General features: G+C 60.4%; 12 protein-coding genes and 1 tRNA gene. 6 read left to right on the forward strand and 7 right to left on the reverse strand.

From position 1 onward, the window contains the following. The first annotated feature begins 2 nt into the window (after positions 1-2). Positions 3-758: a GntR family transcriptional regulator gene (locus tag AB5750_RS07845; RefSeq protein WP_006235127.1), complete on the forward strand. Its 756-nt coding sequence runs from the start codon at positions 3-5 to the stop codon at positions 756-758. Positions 759-902: 144 nt separating this feature from the next. Beyond that, complete coding sequence (locus AB5750_RS07850) at positions 903-1,871, forward strand: SIS domain-containing protein (RefSeq protein WP_006235126.1); 969 nt, start codon at positions 903-905, stop codon at positions 1,869-1,871. A gap of 133 nt (positions 1,872-2,004) precedes the next feature. Here the strand turns inward: AB5750_RS07850 and AB5750_RS07855 are convergent, their stop codons facing one another. After that, on the reverse strand, positions 2,005-2,982 hold the full coding sequence (locus tag AB5750_RS07855) for an L-lactate dehydrogenase (protein ID WP_117563734.1): 978 nt from the start codon (positions 2,980-2,982) through the stop codon (positions 2,005-2,007). 211 nt (positions 2,983-3,193) lie between these two features. On the opposite strand from AB5750_RS07855, the gene metA reads away from it, so the two are divergent. Then, the gene (metA, locus tag AB5750_RS07860) at positions 3,194-4,120 is read left to right on the forward strand and encodes a homoserine O-acetyltransferase MetA (RefSeq protein ID WP_368145981.1); all 927 of its coding nucleotides are present in this window, start codon (positions 3,194-3,196) and stop codon (positions 4,118-4,120) included. 42 nt (positions 4,121-4,162) lie between these two features. On the opposite strand, the gene AB5750_RS07865 is transcribed toward metA, so the two are convergent. Together AB5750_RS07865 and AB5750_RS07870 are read right to left on the reverse strand one after the other, a co-directional pair. Further along, positions 4,163-4,759, reverse strand: coding sequence for a 5-formyltetrahydrofolate cyclo-ligase (locus AB5750_RS07865; RefSeq protein ID WP_270225934.1), 597 nt, complete (start codon positions 4,757-4,759; stop codon positions 4,163-4,165). 134 nt (positions 4,760-4,893) lie between these two features. Further along, positions 4,894-7,926: an insulinase family protein gene (locus tag AB5750_RS07870; RefSeq protein WP_368145982.1), complete on the reverse strand. Its 3,033-nt coding sequence runs from the start codon at positions 7,924-7,926 to the stop codon at positions 4,894-4,896. A gap of 505 nt (positions 7,927-8,431) precedes the next feature. On the opposite strand from AB5750_RS07870, the gene AB5750_RS07875 reads away from it, so the two are divergent. Next, complete coding sequence (locus tag AB5750_RS07875) at positions 8,432-9,898, forward strand: ATP-binding protein (protein WP_368145983.1); 1,467 nt, start codon at positions 8,432-8,434, stop codon at positions 9,896-9,898. A 100-nt stretch (positions 9,899-9,998) separates the two neighbouring features. Here AB5750_RS07875 and AB5750_RS07880 read toward each other — a convergent pair whose 3' ends face one another. After that, a complete protein-coding gene (locus AB5750_RS07880; RefSeq protein WP_238022903.1) occupies positions 9,999-10,490 on the reverse strand; it encodes a hypothetical protein in 492 nt (163 codons plus the stop codon). 125 nt (positions 10,491-10,615) lie between these two features. Next, positions 10,616-11,878, reverse strand: coding sequence for a DNA (cytosine-5-)-methyltransferase (gene dcm / locus AB5750_RS07885; RefSeq protein WP_138113926.1), 1,263 nt, complete (start codon positions 11,876-11,878; stop codon positions 10,616-10,618). A 140-nt stretch (positions 11,879-12,018) separates the two neighbouring features. Here dcm and AB5750_RS07890 point away from each other — a divergent pair, with 140 nt between their 5' ends. Next, positions 12,019-13,524 (forward strand): Sau3AI family type II restriction endonuclease, encoded by a 1,506-nt coding sequence (locus AB5750_RS07890; RefSeq protein WP_238022902.1) that lies wholly within the window; start codon positions 12,019-12,021, stop codon positions 13,522-13,524. A gap of 55 nt (positions 13,525-13,579) precedes the next feature. Here AB5750_RS07890 and AB5750_RS07895 read toward each other — a convergent pair whose 3' ends face one another. Both AB5750_RS07895 and AB5750_RS07900 read right to left on the reverse strand, forming a co-directional pair. Beyond that, positions 13,580-14,266: a DUF5710 domain-containing protein gene (locus tag AB5750_RS07895; RefSeq protein ID WP_368145984.1), complete on the reverse strand. Its 687-nt coding sequence runs from the start codon at positions 14,264-14,266 to the stop codon at positions 13,580-13,582. A 282-nt stretch (positions 14,267-14,548) separates the two neighbouring features. Then, positions 14,549-14,623, reverse strand: a tRNA-Val gene (locus AB5750_RS07900). Positions 14,624-14,912: 289 nt separating this feature from the next. On the opposite strand from AB5750_RS07900, the gene AB5750_RS07905 reads away from it, so the two are divergent. Continuing rightward, the gene (locus tag AB5750_RS07905) at positions 14,913-15,935 is read left to right on the forward strand and encodes a DMT family transporter (protein WP_368145985.1); all 1,023 of its coding nucleotides are present in this window, start codon (positions 14,913-14,915) and stop codon (positions 15,933-15,935) included. The last annotated feature ends 13 nt before the right edge of the window (positions 15,936-15,948 follow it).

Here is a 15,948-nt window from a genome sequence, read left to right on the forward strand (position 1 = left end):
CGATGGCATTCGACGATAAAACCGACCGCACTGACGTGCCCGCCGTGCCGCTGTACCAACAGGTCATGGATGACCTAAAGGGCGAGATCGCGCGCGGTGTGTACCCCGCCGGCTCGCGCATTCCTTCCGAGATGGAGCTCGTGAAGTACTACGGCGTGGGACGCATCACCGTGCGCCGCGCCATCGAGGAGCTGTCGCGCGCGGGGTATCTCAACCGCCAGCAGGGGAGGGGCACGTTTGTGTGCGCGCCCAAGCTCAAGCGCAAGATTGTCCAGAAGGGTGACGTTCAGAGCTTTTCCGAGGGTTGCGCTGCCAACGACATGGTGGCCGGAGCACGTCTGGTGTCACGCACGGTGGTTGCGGCGACGCGCGAGGACGCGGCGTTTTTTGGGGTGGAACCCGGCTGCGAGCTCATCGTTGTCGAGCGCGTGCGCACGGCAGACGGCGTGCCCGTCATGCTCGAGAACAACGCCTTCGTGCTGGCCGACCATCCCTATCTGCAGACGCTTGCCGACAAGGACCTCACGGACAATTCCATCTTTGCGCTCGTTGCCGAGCATTCGGGCCGCGCGCCGCTCAAATCCGACCCCTGCACCGTGGAGATTGCGCTTGCCGATGCTCAGGCAGCCCCGCTGCTGGAGGTGCCGGTCGGCGAGCCGCTCTTCTATATGGAGGCGTACTTTACCGATGCGGACGAGCGGCCCTTGCTGCTCGGACGCCAAAAGATCGTGGGCTCGCGCTACGTGTTCGACATCTAACGTCCATAGATAGAACAACATAGAACAAGTTTGGTGAAATGACTTCACGAGCGTCGTCGTGCGTGCTATAAATAGGACAACATAGAACGACCGCAGGTACGAGCTGTCGTCGTTCAAAACCGCCACACAAGGAGGAAAACCAGGATGAACGCACATGATCTGGTTCAGGAAATCATCGAGCGCAAGGGCAAGATTGAGAACGTCTTTTGGATCGCTTGCGGCGGTTCGATGATCGACCTGATGCCGGCTAACGAGCTGCTCAAGCGCGAGGCCACCACGTTTACCTCGACGGTCTACACTGCACGCGAGTTTTGCCTGATGGCCCCCAAGAGCCTTGGCGAGAAGTCGCTCGTTATTGCCTGCAGCCACAGCGGCAACACGCAGGAGGTCGTCGACGGCTGCGAGATGGCGCTGGCTGCCGGCGCCGAGGTCGTTGCCCTCACCGACTGCGAGGGCTCCAAGATCGATAACGGCAAGTGGACCACCTGGGTCTATCCGTGGGGCGAGGGCGTGTCACAGGTCGAGGTGCCGCAGGGCATCGGCGCTCTGATCGCCGCCGAGCTGCTCGACCAGCAGGAAGGCTACGAGGCACTCGCTGACATGTACGAGGGCCTCAAGCAGATGGATGCGCTGCTGCCCGCCGCCCGCGAGAAGGTCAACGCCGAGCTGGGCGATCGCTTTGCCGAGCTCTGCCAGCAGCACAAGTTCTTCTATATCCTTGGTTCCGGCCCCAACTTTAGCCAGACCTATGCCATGGCCATCTGCTCGCTCATGGAGATGCAGTGGCAGCACTGCTGCTACATCCACTCCGGCGAGTACTTCCACGGCCCCTTCGAGGCCACCGAGCCCGGCGTGTTCTACTTTGTGCAGCTCGGATCGGGCGAGTGCCGCCCCATGGAGGAGCGCGCGCTGGCGTTCCTCAACACGCATACCGATACGGTAATGGTGCTCGATGCACTCGAGTACGGCGTGGGCGAGGTGCCCGCCAGCGTGCGTTCGTACCTGGAGCCGATCTTCTTCTACAACATGAGCTGCGAGCTGCGCGCCGCCCGCGGAAAGGTGTTCGACCACAGCCCTGAGATTCGTCGCTACATGGGCATCGAGCAGTACTAAGTAACGGGAAAAGTATTCACCTTCGATTCGCAGGGGCACTGCGTGAGTCAAAAAAGCGGGCCGCGCCGGTGGGTTTCCGGCGCGGCCCGCTTAGTATCGCGCATAGATTCGCAAGGTTGCGGCAGCCGGCGGCCTACTTCGCGTCGTAGGCCTCGGCGTCCCACCAGTCGAGCTGGGCGATGTTGTCGCGGATGTGCTGGCAGCTCTTGTGGAAGCCCTCAAGCTCGTGCTCGGACAGGTCGAGCGTGTAGACCTCCTCGACGCCCTCGGCACCGATCACACACGGCAGGGAGGTAAAGATGCCCTCCTCGCCATACTGGCCGGTCATGAGCGTGGAGGCCGAAAGCACGGCGTGCTCGTTGTGCAGCACGGCAGCGCAGACGCGCGCGGCGGAGTTGGCGACGGCGTACTCGGTGCACTGCTTGCCCTGGTAGGTTACGTAGCCGCCCTTGCGTGCGAGCTCCTCGACCTCCATGTGGTCGAAGGCGTACTTGTCGGGGTTCTCGGCCTGAAGCTCGTTAAGGCTCTTGCCGGCGATGGTTGCGGCCTTAAAGGCGGCCAGCTGGCTAAAGCCGTGCTCGCCGATCATGTAGGCGTCGATGGACTTGGGGCTCACGCCGACCTTTTTGGAGATCTCGGTGCGCAGGCGGGCGGAATCCAGGCCGCAGCCCGAGCCGATGATCTTCTTGGGGTCGTAGCCGGTCAGGTGCCACAGCTCGGTGCACACGACGTCGCAGGGGTTGGAGATGCTTACGAAGATGCCGTCGAAGCCGGCGTCGACGATGCGTTTGGCAAAGGTGCGGGCGGCGTCGGTGGTAAAGAACAGCTCGCCGTCGCGGTTGCCGGCGGCCAGTGCGACCTTGCCGGCGGCGTTGACGATGACGTCGCAGCAGGCAAGCTCCTCGTAGTGGTCGTAGCAGTTGACGATCTTGGTGTTGTACGGGACAAACGAAAGGGAGTCGCGCAGGTCCTGGACCTCGGACGTCACCTTGGCCTCGTTGATATCGCACAGGTACAGCTCATCGGCAATGCCCTGCATGAGCAGACTGTTGGCAACATGTGCTCCTACGTGGCCCTGGCCGACCACACCGATCTTACGCGTCTGGTACATATATGTATCCTTTCGGCCGAGTTTTTCGCGTCGAACCATTGTAGCGTCCTGCTGCCACTTTGCTAGGCTAAAGCGCCATAGATTTTTGGGACATGCCGTAATCTCTACTTTTGGAGTGATTTGGGCCGCTGACGGCATCGCTGGGCGATGTGCTCGCGCGGATGGGGCCGCTCGTTGTACCATAGCTGCAACTGACTCGTAAGGAGCATCCATGCCCATTCGCATCCCCGACGCCCTCCCTGCCGCCGCGCAGCTCGAGAGCGAGAACATCTTTGTCATGACCGAGCACCGCGCGCTGCACCAGGACATCCGTCCGCTGCGCGTGCTCATCCTCAACCTCATGCCCACCAAGATCGCCACCGAGACGCAGATCATGCGCAAACTCTCCAACACGCCGCTGCAGGTGGAAGTGGACCTGCTGCGCACCAAGACGCACGAGGCCACGCACGTGAGCGCCGGCCACCTGGAGACGTTCTACCGCACGTTCGACGACATCCGCGACATCCACTACGACGGCCTGATCATCACGGGCGCGCCGGTGGAGCAGATGCCGTTCGAGGAGGTCGACTACTGGCCCGAACTCTGCCAGATCATGGATTGGTCCACCACGCACGTGCATTCCACGCTGCACATTTGCTGGGGCGCGCAGGCTGGCCTGTACCATCATTACGGCATCCAGAAGTACGACCTGCCGGCAAAGGCGAGCGGCGTGTTCGAGCATTATCTGGTGAAGCCGCAAAGCCCGCTGGTCCGCGGCTTTGACGACCGTTTCTATGCCGTGCATTCGCGCAACACCGATGTGCGCCGCGAGGACGTGGAGGCCGAGCCGCAGCTTGAGGTCGTGGCCGTGTCCGATGAGGTTGGCCTGTACATCGTCAAGTCGACCGACAGCCGTCGCTTCTTTGTATTTGGCCACCCCGAGTACGATACCGACACGCTGCGCCTGGAGTACGAGCGCGATGTGAAGCGCGGGCTCAACCCGGAGGTGCCGGCGCATTACTTCCCGGGCGACGACCCCTCCGCCGAGCCGCGCAACGTCTGGCGCAGCCAGGCTCAGCTGTTCTACACCAACTGGCTCAACTACTACGTCTACCAGACCACGCCCTACGACCTGGCCCGCGCCGGCGAGGAGCACTAGGCTGCGATGGTACTGCTGTAGCCGTGGCTGATATGGCGGCGATTAGGCGCTGATGATGTGGGGTAGCGGCAGGTCGTGAGCGTCGGTGGGAACGCGGTCGACACGCTGCTCGTCAAAGGCGATGCCGATGATTTGGCATGCGGGCGAGAGCATGGGCAGGTAGCGGTCGTAGCAACCGCCGCCGTAGCCCAGGCGCGCGCCGGTTTGGTCGAAGGCCACGAGCGGCACGACGATCATGTCGAGAGCTTCGGCAGGCACGATAGGGAAGTGGTTGCTGTCGATGTCCGTGGCCGCAAAGGCCCGCGTAGGGTGGGCGATAAACGGAGCCGCGGACGCATCGTCGGCGGCAACTGCCCGCATACACATGCGCTGGCCACAAGCCACGGTGTCTGTTGCCGAGAGCATGCACGGATAGGCCACGCGCCAGCCGCGCGCGGCGGTCGCAGCGGCAAACGCGGCAGGGTCTGCCTCGGAACCCACCGCGGCATAGACGGCAACGGTGCGCGACACCGCGGCATCCAAGCGATCCGACAGCTCAACCAGCCGCGCACAGATAACGGCAGACTTTGCCGCCCGCACATCCAAATCAAGAGCATCGCGCCGAGCAATCACCGCCCGTCGCAACTCAGCCTTGTCCATCCCGGCCCTCTCTCCCAAACCTACCAAAAAGGGACAGGTTTATTTTGGCAGGCTTTATCTGGGCAAACGCGATAAAGACGGCAAAACCACCACGAAGGTGCTGTCTCCTTTGTGGTGGTTTTGATTGCCGTGCCTTAGCCCAGCAGGTCGATGACGTTAAAGCCGGCGTTGCTCTTTGCGATGACGTCGCGGCCGCCAAAGACGCAGGTGGGCGACTCGGCTGCGATGCGCGTCACGTCGGTGCCGAGCGAGCGCAGCTCACCGGGCGTGGCGGCGAGCATCTGGGCGCGACGCTCCTCGCGCGCATGCGGATCGAGCCCGGCCAGGTAGGTCGTGTTGCGGCGCTTGGTGAGCGCGTACGGCTTCACCGGCGCGTCCATGCCGCTCACGCAGCTCACGATAAAGCCCTCAAAGGCGGCTTCGTCGGGCTCAAAGCTGCCGAGCCATTCGCCTGCGCGCGCCACGCGCTCAATCGAGGGGTCGATTGCCGGGTCGCGGTAGGTGTAGAACGCCGCCTGACGCTCGCCGGCTGCGCGGAATCCGCAACCGTACGCACCACCCTTCACGCGGATCTCGTTCCACAGGTAGTCGTAGGAGAGCGCGTTGGCAGCCACGGCCCAAGCGCCTGTCACGTCAAGCCCCAAGCGACGCGGATCGCACGCACGCGCGGCAAAGCAGATGTCGCTGGGGATCACGAAAGCCTCGTGGCGGTCGCACGGCGCCGGCACCGCGAGCGCGTCGCGGCCGGCACCATCGCCCGCATCCAGCCCCAGGTCGCCCGCGGCATCCCAGTACGCGTCAAAGTCCTCGTCGCTGCCGGTAAAGCTCGCCATGCAGCCATCGGCCACAAAGATGCGCTCCGCCAGCTCGGCAAGCTTGGTACGCAGCCCGTCCACGCGCTCGTCAAAGTGCTCGAGCAAATCGCGCAGGAACAGATAGAAATCAACGCCCGAAAGCTGCTCGCGCACCACGGCCGAAGGCGAGCTGTAGCTCATCGCGCGACCGAGTGCCGCCGAGTGGCCGTTGTTGATAAAGCCCTGCTCAAGCCCAATGCGAATCTGCGTGAGCACGTCGCGCATGCGGTCGGCGTCGGCGTCTGCCAAAAGCGTGCTCGACCATACCTCGCGCGGCAGACTCGCCAGTGCATCGATCTTCTCGGACAGGGCGCCGGCGCTCACCAGCAGGTAGGGGCGCACGCCGTCTACTTCGGGCTGCGTCATGACTTCGGTCGTAAAGCTCAAAAAGCCGAGCTTGCCGGCGAGTAAGTTATCGAGTTCCTCGGCCGAGTGCTCGCGCGTGGGCAGCTGCTTAAGCAGGCGGCAGAGCAGTGTCACATAGGGCAGGTCCTCAAACGCGACGCAGCTCAGGTCGAAATACTGCATGGCGTAGGCCAGACGGTTGGTGGGGATGCCGTGGCGCAGGCAGGGGATGGGCGCGGTCGTGTCCACGACCAGTGGCGGCTCGGGGCGCGCCTCGCCAATGTCGGACACGCGCAGGCGCGGCAGCGTGGCCTTGGCCTCGGGTGTGTCTTCCGCCTCCTGCGCGGCACGCAGCGCGGCCGTGCGCTCGACCACGTCGGCCAGCTCGGCATCGGTCATGGCATCGCGCTTGGCTGCCAGCTCGGCGGCCTCGGCACCCTCCGAACCCTCGGCGGCGTCCACCGGCACCAGCTCGACCAGTGCCATGTGATCGTTCTGCAGCACCAGCTCGCGCAGCAGGTCCTCAAAATAGCTGCCGTCCAGCTCGCTACGCAGCTCCTCGTACACCGGGCCGTACTTGAGCGCCAGCGTCGCGGCGTCGTCATCGTAGAGCCACGTGCTCAGCGCGTCGCACGCAATGGCCACGCCGTCGGCGATACCGTAGTCGCGCTGGCGCAGGTCGTATTCGTTGCTGCTGATGATGGCTTCCAGGCGCTCGCGCGGAACGCCATGCTCGCATAGGTCGCGGCAGGCGTCCTGGAACACGCGACGCAGCTCGCGCGCCACGCCGGGCTGCGCGTTTTGCAGCATGATGAGCTCGTAGGGCTGCAGGCTCTCGGCCGCGGTGTAGCTCACCACGTTGCCGCCCAGGCCGGCGGCCAGAATGGCCTTCTTAACCGGTGCTTCGTTGGAGCCCAGCAGTGCCTCGAACAGGATATCCGCCGCGATCGTGCGTTTGCGGTCGAGCGCGCTGCCCAGCACCAGGCCCAGGCCCACCAGGGCGTTCTCGGGTGTAGTGGCCATCTCGACGCGCTTGTACTCGCAGGTCACGGGTGCCTGCACGCCCAGCGGATTGGGCGCCAGCGTGGACGGGTCCTCGCCGGCGGCGACGGCAGCGTCCATGCGGCAGCTCGCGGCACTCGGCTGCGACAGATAACGCTCGTCCAAAAACGCCAGCGCGCGGTCCACATCTAGGTCGCCGTAGAGCGTTATATAAGAGTTGGAAGGATTGTAGTGGCGCGCGTGCGTGTCCAGGAACTGCTCGTAGGTGAGCGCGGGGATCGCGCGCGGGTCGCCGCCGCTTTCGTGCGCATAGGCGGTGTCGGGATAGAGCGCGGCGTTGACAGCGTCGTCCAGCACGCTCATGGGGTCGGACAGCGCGCCCTTCATCTCGTTGAACACCACGCCGTTATAGCGCAGCGTGCCCTCGTGCAGGCTCGCGGCGTTGCCGTCGCCCTCGGCGTCCTCCGACAGGTCCAGCTCGTAGTGCCAGCCTTCCTGCTCAAAAATGGTCGGCTTGGTGTAGATGGCTGGGTTGAACACCGCGTCCAGATACACGTCCATCAGGTTGTACAGGTCCTGTTCGTTGGTGGTGGCAACGGGGTAGATGGTCTTGTCGGGGTAGGTCATGGCGTTGAGGAACGTCTGCATGGAGCTCTTGATCAGGTCGACAAACGGCTCCTTGACGGGGAATTTGGCCGATCCGCACAGCACCGAGTGCTCAAGAATATGGAACACGCCGGTGGAATCGGCTGGCGGCGTCTTAAAGCCAATGGCAAAGGCCTTGTTTTCGTCGTCGCACGCCAGGTACAGCAGACGAGCGCCCGAGGCAGTGTGTCGCAGCACGTAAGCGTCCGAGTCGAGCTCGGGCACGGTCTCGCGGCGCTCGACGGCAAAGCCGTGGCAGGTAGTGCCGGACACCAGCAGTGCAGCGGCTGCGGCGCGCGGGTCGGTTGAGGTGGTGGGCATATGCAGTCTCCTTTGACGCCCCAGCGGGGGCGAATCGAGTCGAATCCTCGAGAGTATACCCATATGGGGCCGCGACCCTGCGGCGAACTGGAGACGATGCCAGCGGATTGGGCGAAGGGCTCGCGTGCCCGCCGCACGAGCGTGGAAAATTGGACACTCGCCAAACGAGAGTGGATATTCGGAAATCCTCGCTCGTCCATCACTCGCGTATCTCTCGTCTCTCATTCGTTTCTAATATGAGAGATGACAGGAAGATGAGAGAAAATTATGAGAGATAACTGAGCAGCAAAGAGACGGGCAATCATGGTATTGTCTCAATACCGATTGTTCTACCAGCAAAAATATGTATAAATGAAGCAAATGGTAGACATTCCATCTCTATCTATCTCTTATCTCTAAGCCGAGAGATAGAGAGATAGATGAGAGATAATTACGAGAGATAACTGAGAGACGAGGGAAATCTATCCGCGGCATTCTCCGCAGGACCGAGCGAAAGGACGTGCAGATGAACGAAAACGAGCTGACCGGTCTGCTTGAGTCTTTAAGGCGTATGGGCTCGGATGATCTTAACGTCGAAGTGAAGGAGAGCGCCACGACGCTTTCCCGCGATGTGTGGGAAACGGTGAGCGCATTCGCGAACACTGCCGGCGGAATCATCGTGCTCGGAGTGAGTGAGCGCGCAGGTTTTGTCCCGGTTGAGAACTTTGAGACCGAGAAAGTGCTCAACCAATTTGTGTCAGGCATGGGTGATGCGGGCGGTCGAGGAAAGCTGGCCAATCCGCCTAAATACACGATCGAGCGAGTGGAGCTTCAGGGCGTCATCGTTCTCGTCATTACGATTGAGGAGCTCGATCCGTCGAGCAAGCCCTGCTATGTCATAGAGCGGGGCGCCCAGGGCGGCAGCTACAAGCGCATCGATGACAAAGATGTGCCGCTTTCATCGACCGAGGTGCTCACATTGGCGTCATACGGTCGAGCGACTCCGAGCGATCGGGACGCGGTGGCGGGTGCGGGCGCGGACAATCTCGACGAGACGCTGGTCGACCGTACGATAGATCGGGCTTTCTCGTTGACGCCCCGGGCAATGCGCGGCGCGCCGGACAAACAAACGAAGCTGGAGCGCCTAAATATCCTTGATTCCCAGGGCAATGTCACCAAGGCTGGACTCCTAGTTGTGGGCACCTACCCTCAGCAGTTCTATCCCAAGCTCTTCATTGACGTGGCTGTCCATGCGGGAACTCAGAAGGGCATGGCGGGGTCGCTGAGGTTCATGGACCGCACAATCTGTGAGGGAACGTTGGGCGAGATGATTTCGGATGCTGTCGCGGCCGTCGCCAAGAATTTGCGGCGAACCTCGACCGTCCAAGGCGTCTCGCGTGTCGACTCGCTGGAGATTCCCGAGGAGGTTCTGCGCGAGGCAATCGCCAACGCCGTAATCCATCGAGAATACGGGGATCGGTTCTGTGGACAATCGATTGCCGTCGACGTCTTTGACGATCGTGTCGAGGTGACGAATCCTGGCGGCCTTTACGGGGGAAAGACTCGCGAGAACTTGTTTGACGGCAGCTCCCGATGCCGTAACGCGACGCTCGTGAAACTCATGTCGATTGTCCCGCTGCCGGATGGCGCAGGTTCGCCGGCTGAGGGCAATGGCTCGGGCATCCCGATGATGATCGATGCCATGCGCGCGCATGGTCTGGCCGAGCCCCTGTTCTGCCCGGGGTTCGATCGGTTCAAGGTCGTACTTTACCGTTCAAAGATCGAGCCGGTCGATCATGGCGGGGGCTTAATTGTGACGGCACTCAAACACTACGGCGAGCTGGGGACGCGTGAGCTGGCAGAACGTACGGGGCTTACAATTTCCCAGGTAAGGTCGCGCGTCAACGCGCTCATTGCTCAAGGCGAGCTTGAGCCCACGGCGCCGGCGACGAGCCGCAACCGCAAGTATCGACTGTCAGAGCGCGTGGAATAAATGCGTTAGTGGACGAGGCGACCCAATAATCGACCCTCAATTGGCGCCCACTAAGGTAAAGCGGTTGTTGCTCAGTCGACGGTGATGCTGAAGACTCGGCTTACGCCGGCATGGCCCCGAACCCGTCCATCAAGAACAGCCTAAGAACCAGCTTGATGACATTTCCCGGTTTGACTTCAGCCGCGTCAAAGACGTGGCGCTCGGCGAGCTCGCTGCAGTATGCATAGATGTCGCGGATAAGGTCCGCGCCCGAAAGCGTAAACATGTAGCCTGCGTCCGAAAGCGCATTGGGCGCGGCGGGCAACTTGGCCATGTGGCAGAACGTTTGCAGGTCGGGCGCCATAACATTCTGGTAGTCGAGGTGGCCGCCGGCATCCTGTTCGGCAAGCTCCAATTGGCGCACGAAATCCAGCGCCGCTGCCAGCACAAAGCTCGGCGTAGGCGCGTTGACGTCCTGAGTGGTCGCCACGAGCCTGCCCGCCGCCTGCGTGACAAGCCAAGCGACCTCGCGCTGGCAACGCACGGCCTTGCGCGTAACCGGCTTGATGGACGAAGAAGAAACGCTCCCCTTAGGCGGATTCGAAGCAGCCATAAGACCCTCCCATGAACAATCCGGCCCAACAAGCCCGGATGAAACACGTGTTACATCAGTATACGGGGAAGTGGGGTGGAAAAACGGAGTCGACAGCGTGAACTGCCGGCTCCGGATTGCTTGCCTTAGAGGCCGTACACTTCGACCATAGCTTCGCCAATGCGATGGGGCACGCCGGTGACGAGTGCGTTGCCCATGCAGAAGGCCCGATGGCCGTCGGTCATGCCCGTATCGGTCCAACCTTTCGGGAATCCCTGAAGCTGATCGAGCTCGTCGGGAACAAGACGGCGGAAACGGCCATCGGGACACTCGATGACGTGCTTGAAGCGGCTCGCTCCCGTGCCGCCTTCTCCTGTGAGGATGGTGCGGCTCGGCTTGTCGGTGGCATCCGGGAAGCTCATGGCTCCCTCGGAATACGTGTACGTAAAGCCTGTCTTTTTGTTAGTGCGCTCTTCGCGCTTGCTGCCCTTAAGGTAGCGCCAGTCGGGAAGCTTTTCGTCGGAGATGTAGAACTGCTCCGGGACATCAGCCTCGTCGACAAGCACGTCGCCAAGCACGTGGCGCTCACCGTGATAGTCCTCGGCAAAGTCGCAGGTCAGAACATGACAGCCCTGCATGACGCCAGCATTCTTGAATTGAGAGGTCTTTTGGCCGACGCCAAAACGAGTTGAGTTCTCGTAGGGGTCGGGCAAAACGTCGAGCTCGGACATCTCGTCGGGATAGATGGCGGGGAAGGCTTTAGCCATGACGCCGTTGTGCATGCGATTAACGAGATCAACCTTGCCAGCGTCCTTTTCGCAGAAGATATAAACACGCTTGCGACGCTGGGGGAAACCGTATTCGGCAGAGTTGACCACGCGCCATTCGACCGTGTAGTCGAGGTCGGCAAGACAGCTTAGGATGATGGCGAAGTCGCGACCGCGTTGAGACGCGGGCGACTTGAGCAGGCGGTCGACGTTCTCAAAGAGACCGAACTTGGGCTTCTTCATTTCGAGGAAGTGATAGATGTCCCACCAAAGGACGCCCTTCTTGCCCTCGATGCCGTGTGCCTGATTGAGCGGACGCGCGACAGAGTAGTCTTGGCAGGGGAAACCGCCAACAACCATTTGGACATCGGGGATTTCGATTTCTTTCGCCTCGGCCTGCTCCAGGACCTTATTGATGTCTTCGTTGACGACGGAATCATTGCCGAAGCGATCCATGTAGCAACGGGCCGCGAACTGACGCGCCTTGGTTCCGGGCGGCTCCCACTGATTGGCCCAAATGGTGCGGAAGGGGCCGGCGGGCTTCATATAAAACTCGGGATGTCTAGGGTCGGCATAGCCTTCGAGACCCAAACGAAATCCACCGACGCCCGCAAAAAGCTCGGCAATATTAATCTCAGACACGTTTCTCCAATCGCTGCTGTGTCCGGTTATGGTGGTCACAACAATAACCGATCGAGGGGACAATCAAGACCTCAATTTTCTGGGCGTTAGTAGTTGCTCTGAACTACCATGAGGTTAGTTGCGAGTTTCGGAGGTATCCCGTGTCTAAGAAGCGCCTCGATTTCAAGCGCATGCTTGACGATACTGATTTTTCTGACCCCTCAAGTATTGAGCGCTATGCTGCCAATCTCGATGGCATGACGTTCCGCGATATTCTCGAGCTCGGTATTGCTCCGGAGGGGGAGAGTGCGCCCAAGGACTTTGGCTCCAAGAAGTACAAAGGCGGTATGGGCACTCTTATCGAAGAACGTTACTTTGGCTACAAGGCCAATAGTGACGATCGCCCCGACTTTCCCGAGGCGGGCGTTGAGCTCAAGGCAACGTGTTTTGATGTGCTCAAGAACGGCCGGAAGTCTGCTGGCGAGCGCCTTGTCCTGACCATGATTCCTTATGACCGACCTGTTTCGCTCGACTACGACAGTTCTCACCTCAAGACCAAGCTCAGCAATATCCTGTTGATTTACTACGGCCGAGATCGTTCCATCGATAAATACGACCAACGCATTGAGCGTGCGGTCATGGTTCGTCTGCCCGAAGAGGACATGAAAATCATTCGCGCCGACTACGAGAAGATCATTTCCTATATTCAGGATGGCCGTGCGGACGAGCTTTCAGAAGGCATGACGACTTATCTGGGTGCTTGCACGAAGGGCGCAACTGAGGCCACAATGTGGGCGGACCAGTATTATGAATACTTCAATACCGATACGGGCGAGATTGAGCGCCATCGCGCAAAGCGTCGCGCCTTTTCCCTCAAGCGCTCGTATATGGACTATGTGCTCCATACTTATGTCCTCGGTGCTCCGCGAGTCGGGGAGAGCATTGTTCAGGACGATGGCAAGTCTATCGATTTCGAAAGTTACGTAACTGGACTTATCGAGCGCCATTACGGTGAGACCGATCGTCAAATTGCCGAACAGTATGGACTGGAGTACACGGGCAATAAGGCGCAGTGGACAACGCTCGTTTATCGTATGCTCGGAATCAAAAACAATGCTGCCGAGGAATTCGTCAAGGCAGGCATTTCCGTCCGAACTGTTCGAGTTAACAACAGGGGGCACATCGAACAGGCTATGTCGTTCCCACCGTTTGAGTTCAAGCGTTTGATTGAAGAAGACTGGGAGACGTCGCCTCTTCATGCGTGCCTTGAGACCAATCGCTTTTTCTTCGTTGTGTTCCGTGAGGACCACGATGGCGTGCTGCGTCTCGATCGTTGTTTGTTCTGGGCAATGGGAGAAAACGAAATCGAAGGCCCAGCGAAAGCTTGTTGGGATGAGACGCGAAAGGTAATACGTGAGGGCGTTGAGCTCAATCCGTATCGGGATGCGAGCGGAAAGCTCAAAGTGACTAACAATCTGCCCGGTATGGCGGACAATCCAATTGTTCACGTTCGCCCGCATACGTCAAAAGCGGCTTACAAGTTTGCCGATGGAACAGAGATCGGTGACATCGCAAGGAATGCTTACGAACTGCCCGACGGGCGCTGGATGACGAAGCAATCGTTCTGGTTCAACAAGGGCTACCTGGAGCATATTCTGGGGCTGTAGCGTTTCGAGATTATTTAACAATCAACCCCTGCTCCTCGATACCTCGATGTTGCCCCTACAAATAAATCCCCTCACCGAGTTGCTTGTGGAACTCGGCGTGATGGTCGCGTGCCCAGGTAAAGAGCGCCTGGTCAAAGTCGGTACGCGTGGCCGGGACGCCAAAGACGCCGGCAACTTCGACGCGTATAAACTCCAGTGCCGGCAGCTTGTTGATGGCAGTGAGGGCAAACGGGGACGAGGGCTCCTCGAACAGATAGCGGCTGCCTTGCAGCGCGTCGCAACTGGTGCACGTGTTGCCGAGCGACGGGGCTTTGGAGGCTCGCGCGCCTACGGGCTTGTAGCCGCAACGCTTATGAAGGTAGTCGCGGATCTCGCCCGGCACGCAGCCAAGAGCGGGCACGATGGCGAGTGCGTTGGCGTTGGCCGTGTCGATGGCAATGTGCCCGGCTTCGTTGGGCGTGTGCGCGATGGCGATGCTCTTGTCGTTATCGGTTCGATAGGGAATGCCGAAGGCCGCGACCGAGGTCTCTTTGTGACACTTCCAGCACTCGCGCTTGCCCAGTACTAGATATATATACGGTGCTGAGGGGTCGGATCGGTCAACACCGGGCAGCCACTCGGCAAAGGGCTCGGGGTTGACGCCGCTGGGCACATACCAGATCTTCTTGGTCCGGTCCCATTTGGCGCCCAGCGCCTTGGCTTCTTCTTTGTGCGAAAAGGGGACATCGAGCTCGGTGCGCATGGTGGCTCCTTGGTGCTGCAGGTGCAAGTGGCTCAAGGATACCGCAGGACGCAGACATCGCGGCGTTTTGCTGAGAAGTTGCGGCTCGGATGGGTTCGAGACGCGTTGGTCTCGGCCTCGGTGGCTATTGGGGCGGTTTTGATTGACTGCGGAGTCAGCCGGGATAGGCACTTGGGTCGCTGACGTGGTTTTGTGCATGGGCAGGGCGGTTGGAGCTGCTAGCTGATTTGGCGACATAAAACAAAACAGCCCAGAGGACATAGCCTCTGAGCTGCGAACATTTGGTGGGCGTTAGAAGATTTGAACTTCTGACCTCTTCCGTGTCAGGGAAGCGCTCTCCCCCTGAGCTAAACGCCCGATCAAGGGTGCGCAAGCGCGCAAGGGATAATATAACGGAGCCTGAACTCGGTGGCAAGAACATTTTTAAAAATCGCTTACATTGTGGAATTCGGGGGCTTTGTCGTATCCATTTCAAAAGAGCCTGCTGCCGCGATTTGGCTGTCGCATAATGCAAGGCCATTGCGGTATCGAGCTATGGAAAGACGCCTGCGGAATTGTCCTACCGATAAGCGGACAAGCCTCCAGCTGGTGACTTCGCCGTGGTAAGGTAAACCGAATTGTTTCCAGGCTGTTTCGGGGGAGTGGAATGAGCAAAGAGTGTGTCGAGCAGGTCGAAGGCGCAGGGGCTTCGGTGCCGATGACCGATATATCGAACATTGATGTGCCCGAGGGCACCGACGAGCTCAGCCGCAACACCCGTCGCGCATGGCGCGACCGCCTGAACAGCGCTTCGACGCGCAAGATGATCACGGGCGTCTTGGCTACGCTGGTGGGCGGTTCGTTTTGGGGCTTCTCGGGCACCAGCGCGAGTTTTTTGTTCGATACCTACCATGTCGATACGCTGTGGCTTATGAGCGTGCGTCAGATTCTCGCCGGCCTGCTCTTTATGGCTGTGGTTGTCACGCGCGACCGCGCACGCCTGGTCAAGCTTTGGACCACACCCGCCGATCGCAAGCAGCTGCTGCTCTTTACCGCCTTTGGTCTGTTGTTCAACCAGTTTTGCTATCTTTCGGCCGTGCGCCTGACGAACGCCGGAACCGCGACGGTGCTCCAGTGCCTGCAGCTCGTTATCATCATGGGCTACACCTGCGTGACCGATCGCCGCATGCCGCGTACTCGCGAAGTCATCGGCATTGGCCTGGCTCTGGGTGGAACCTTTTTAATCGCCACCGGCGGCGACCCCACCAGCCTGAATATCTCGCCACTTGGCCTGGCAGCAGGTCTTATGTGTGCGGTCAGCGCCACGTGTATGGCGGTGATTCCCGCCAAGATCCTGCCCGAATACGGCAGCCCCATCGTCACGGGCTCGGCAATGCTCACGGCGGGCGTGGTCTCGTGTGTCTTCGTGCAGCCCTGGGCGCATATGCCGGCGCTCGACGCTGCCGGCGTCGAGGCGCTCGCGGTGTTCGTGGTTATCGGCTCGTTTTTTGCTTACATGCTCTATATGCAGGGCGTTAAGGACATCGGCTCGGTGCGTGCGAGCCTCATCGGAACTGTGGAGCCGGTTTCGGCGACCATCACCAGCGCCGTTATGCTGGGCACGGTGTTTTTGCCGACCGACCTTATCGGCTTTGCCATGATCATCGTGATGATGTTCCTCACGGTGTAGCTGGCGCCGCCGC

Source organism: Collinsella aerofaciens (genome assembly GCF_040926185.1).
GTDB classification, from domain to species: Bacteria; Actinomycetota; Coriobacteriia; order Coriobacteriales; family Coriobacteriaceae; genus Collinsella; species Collinsella aerofaciens_BC.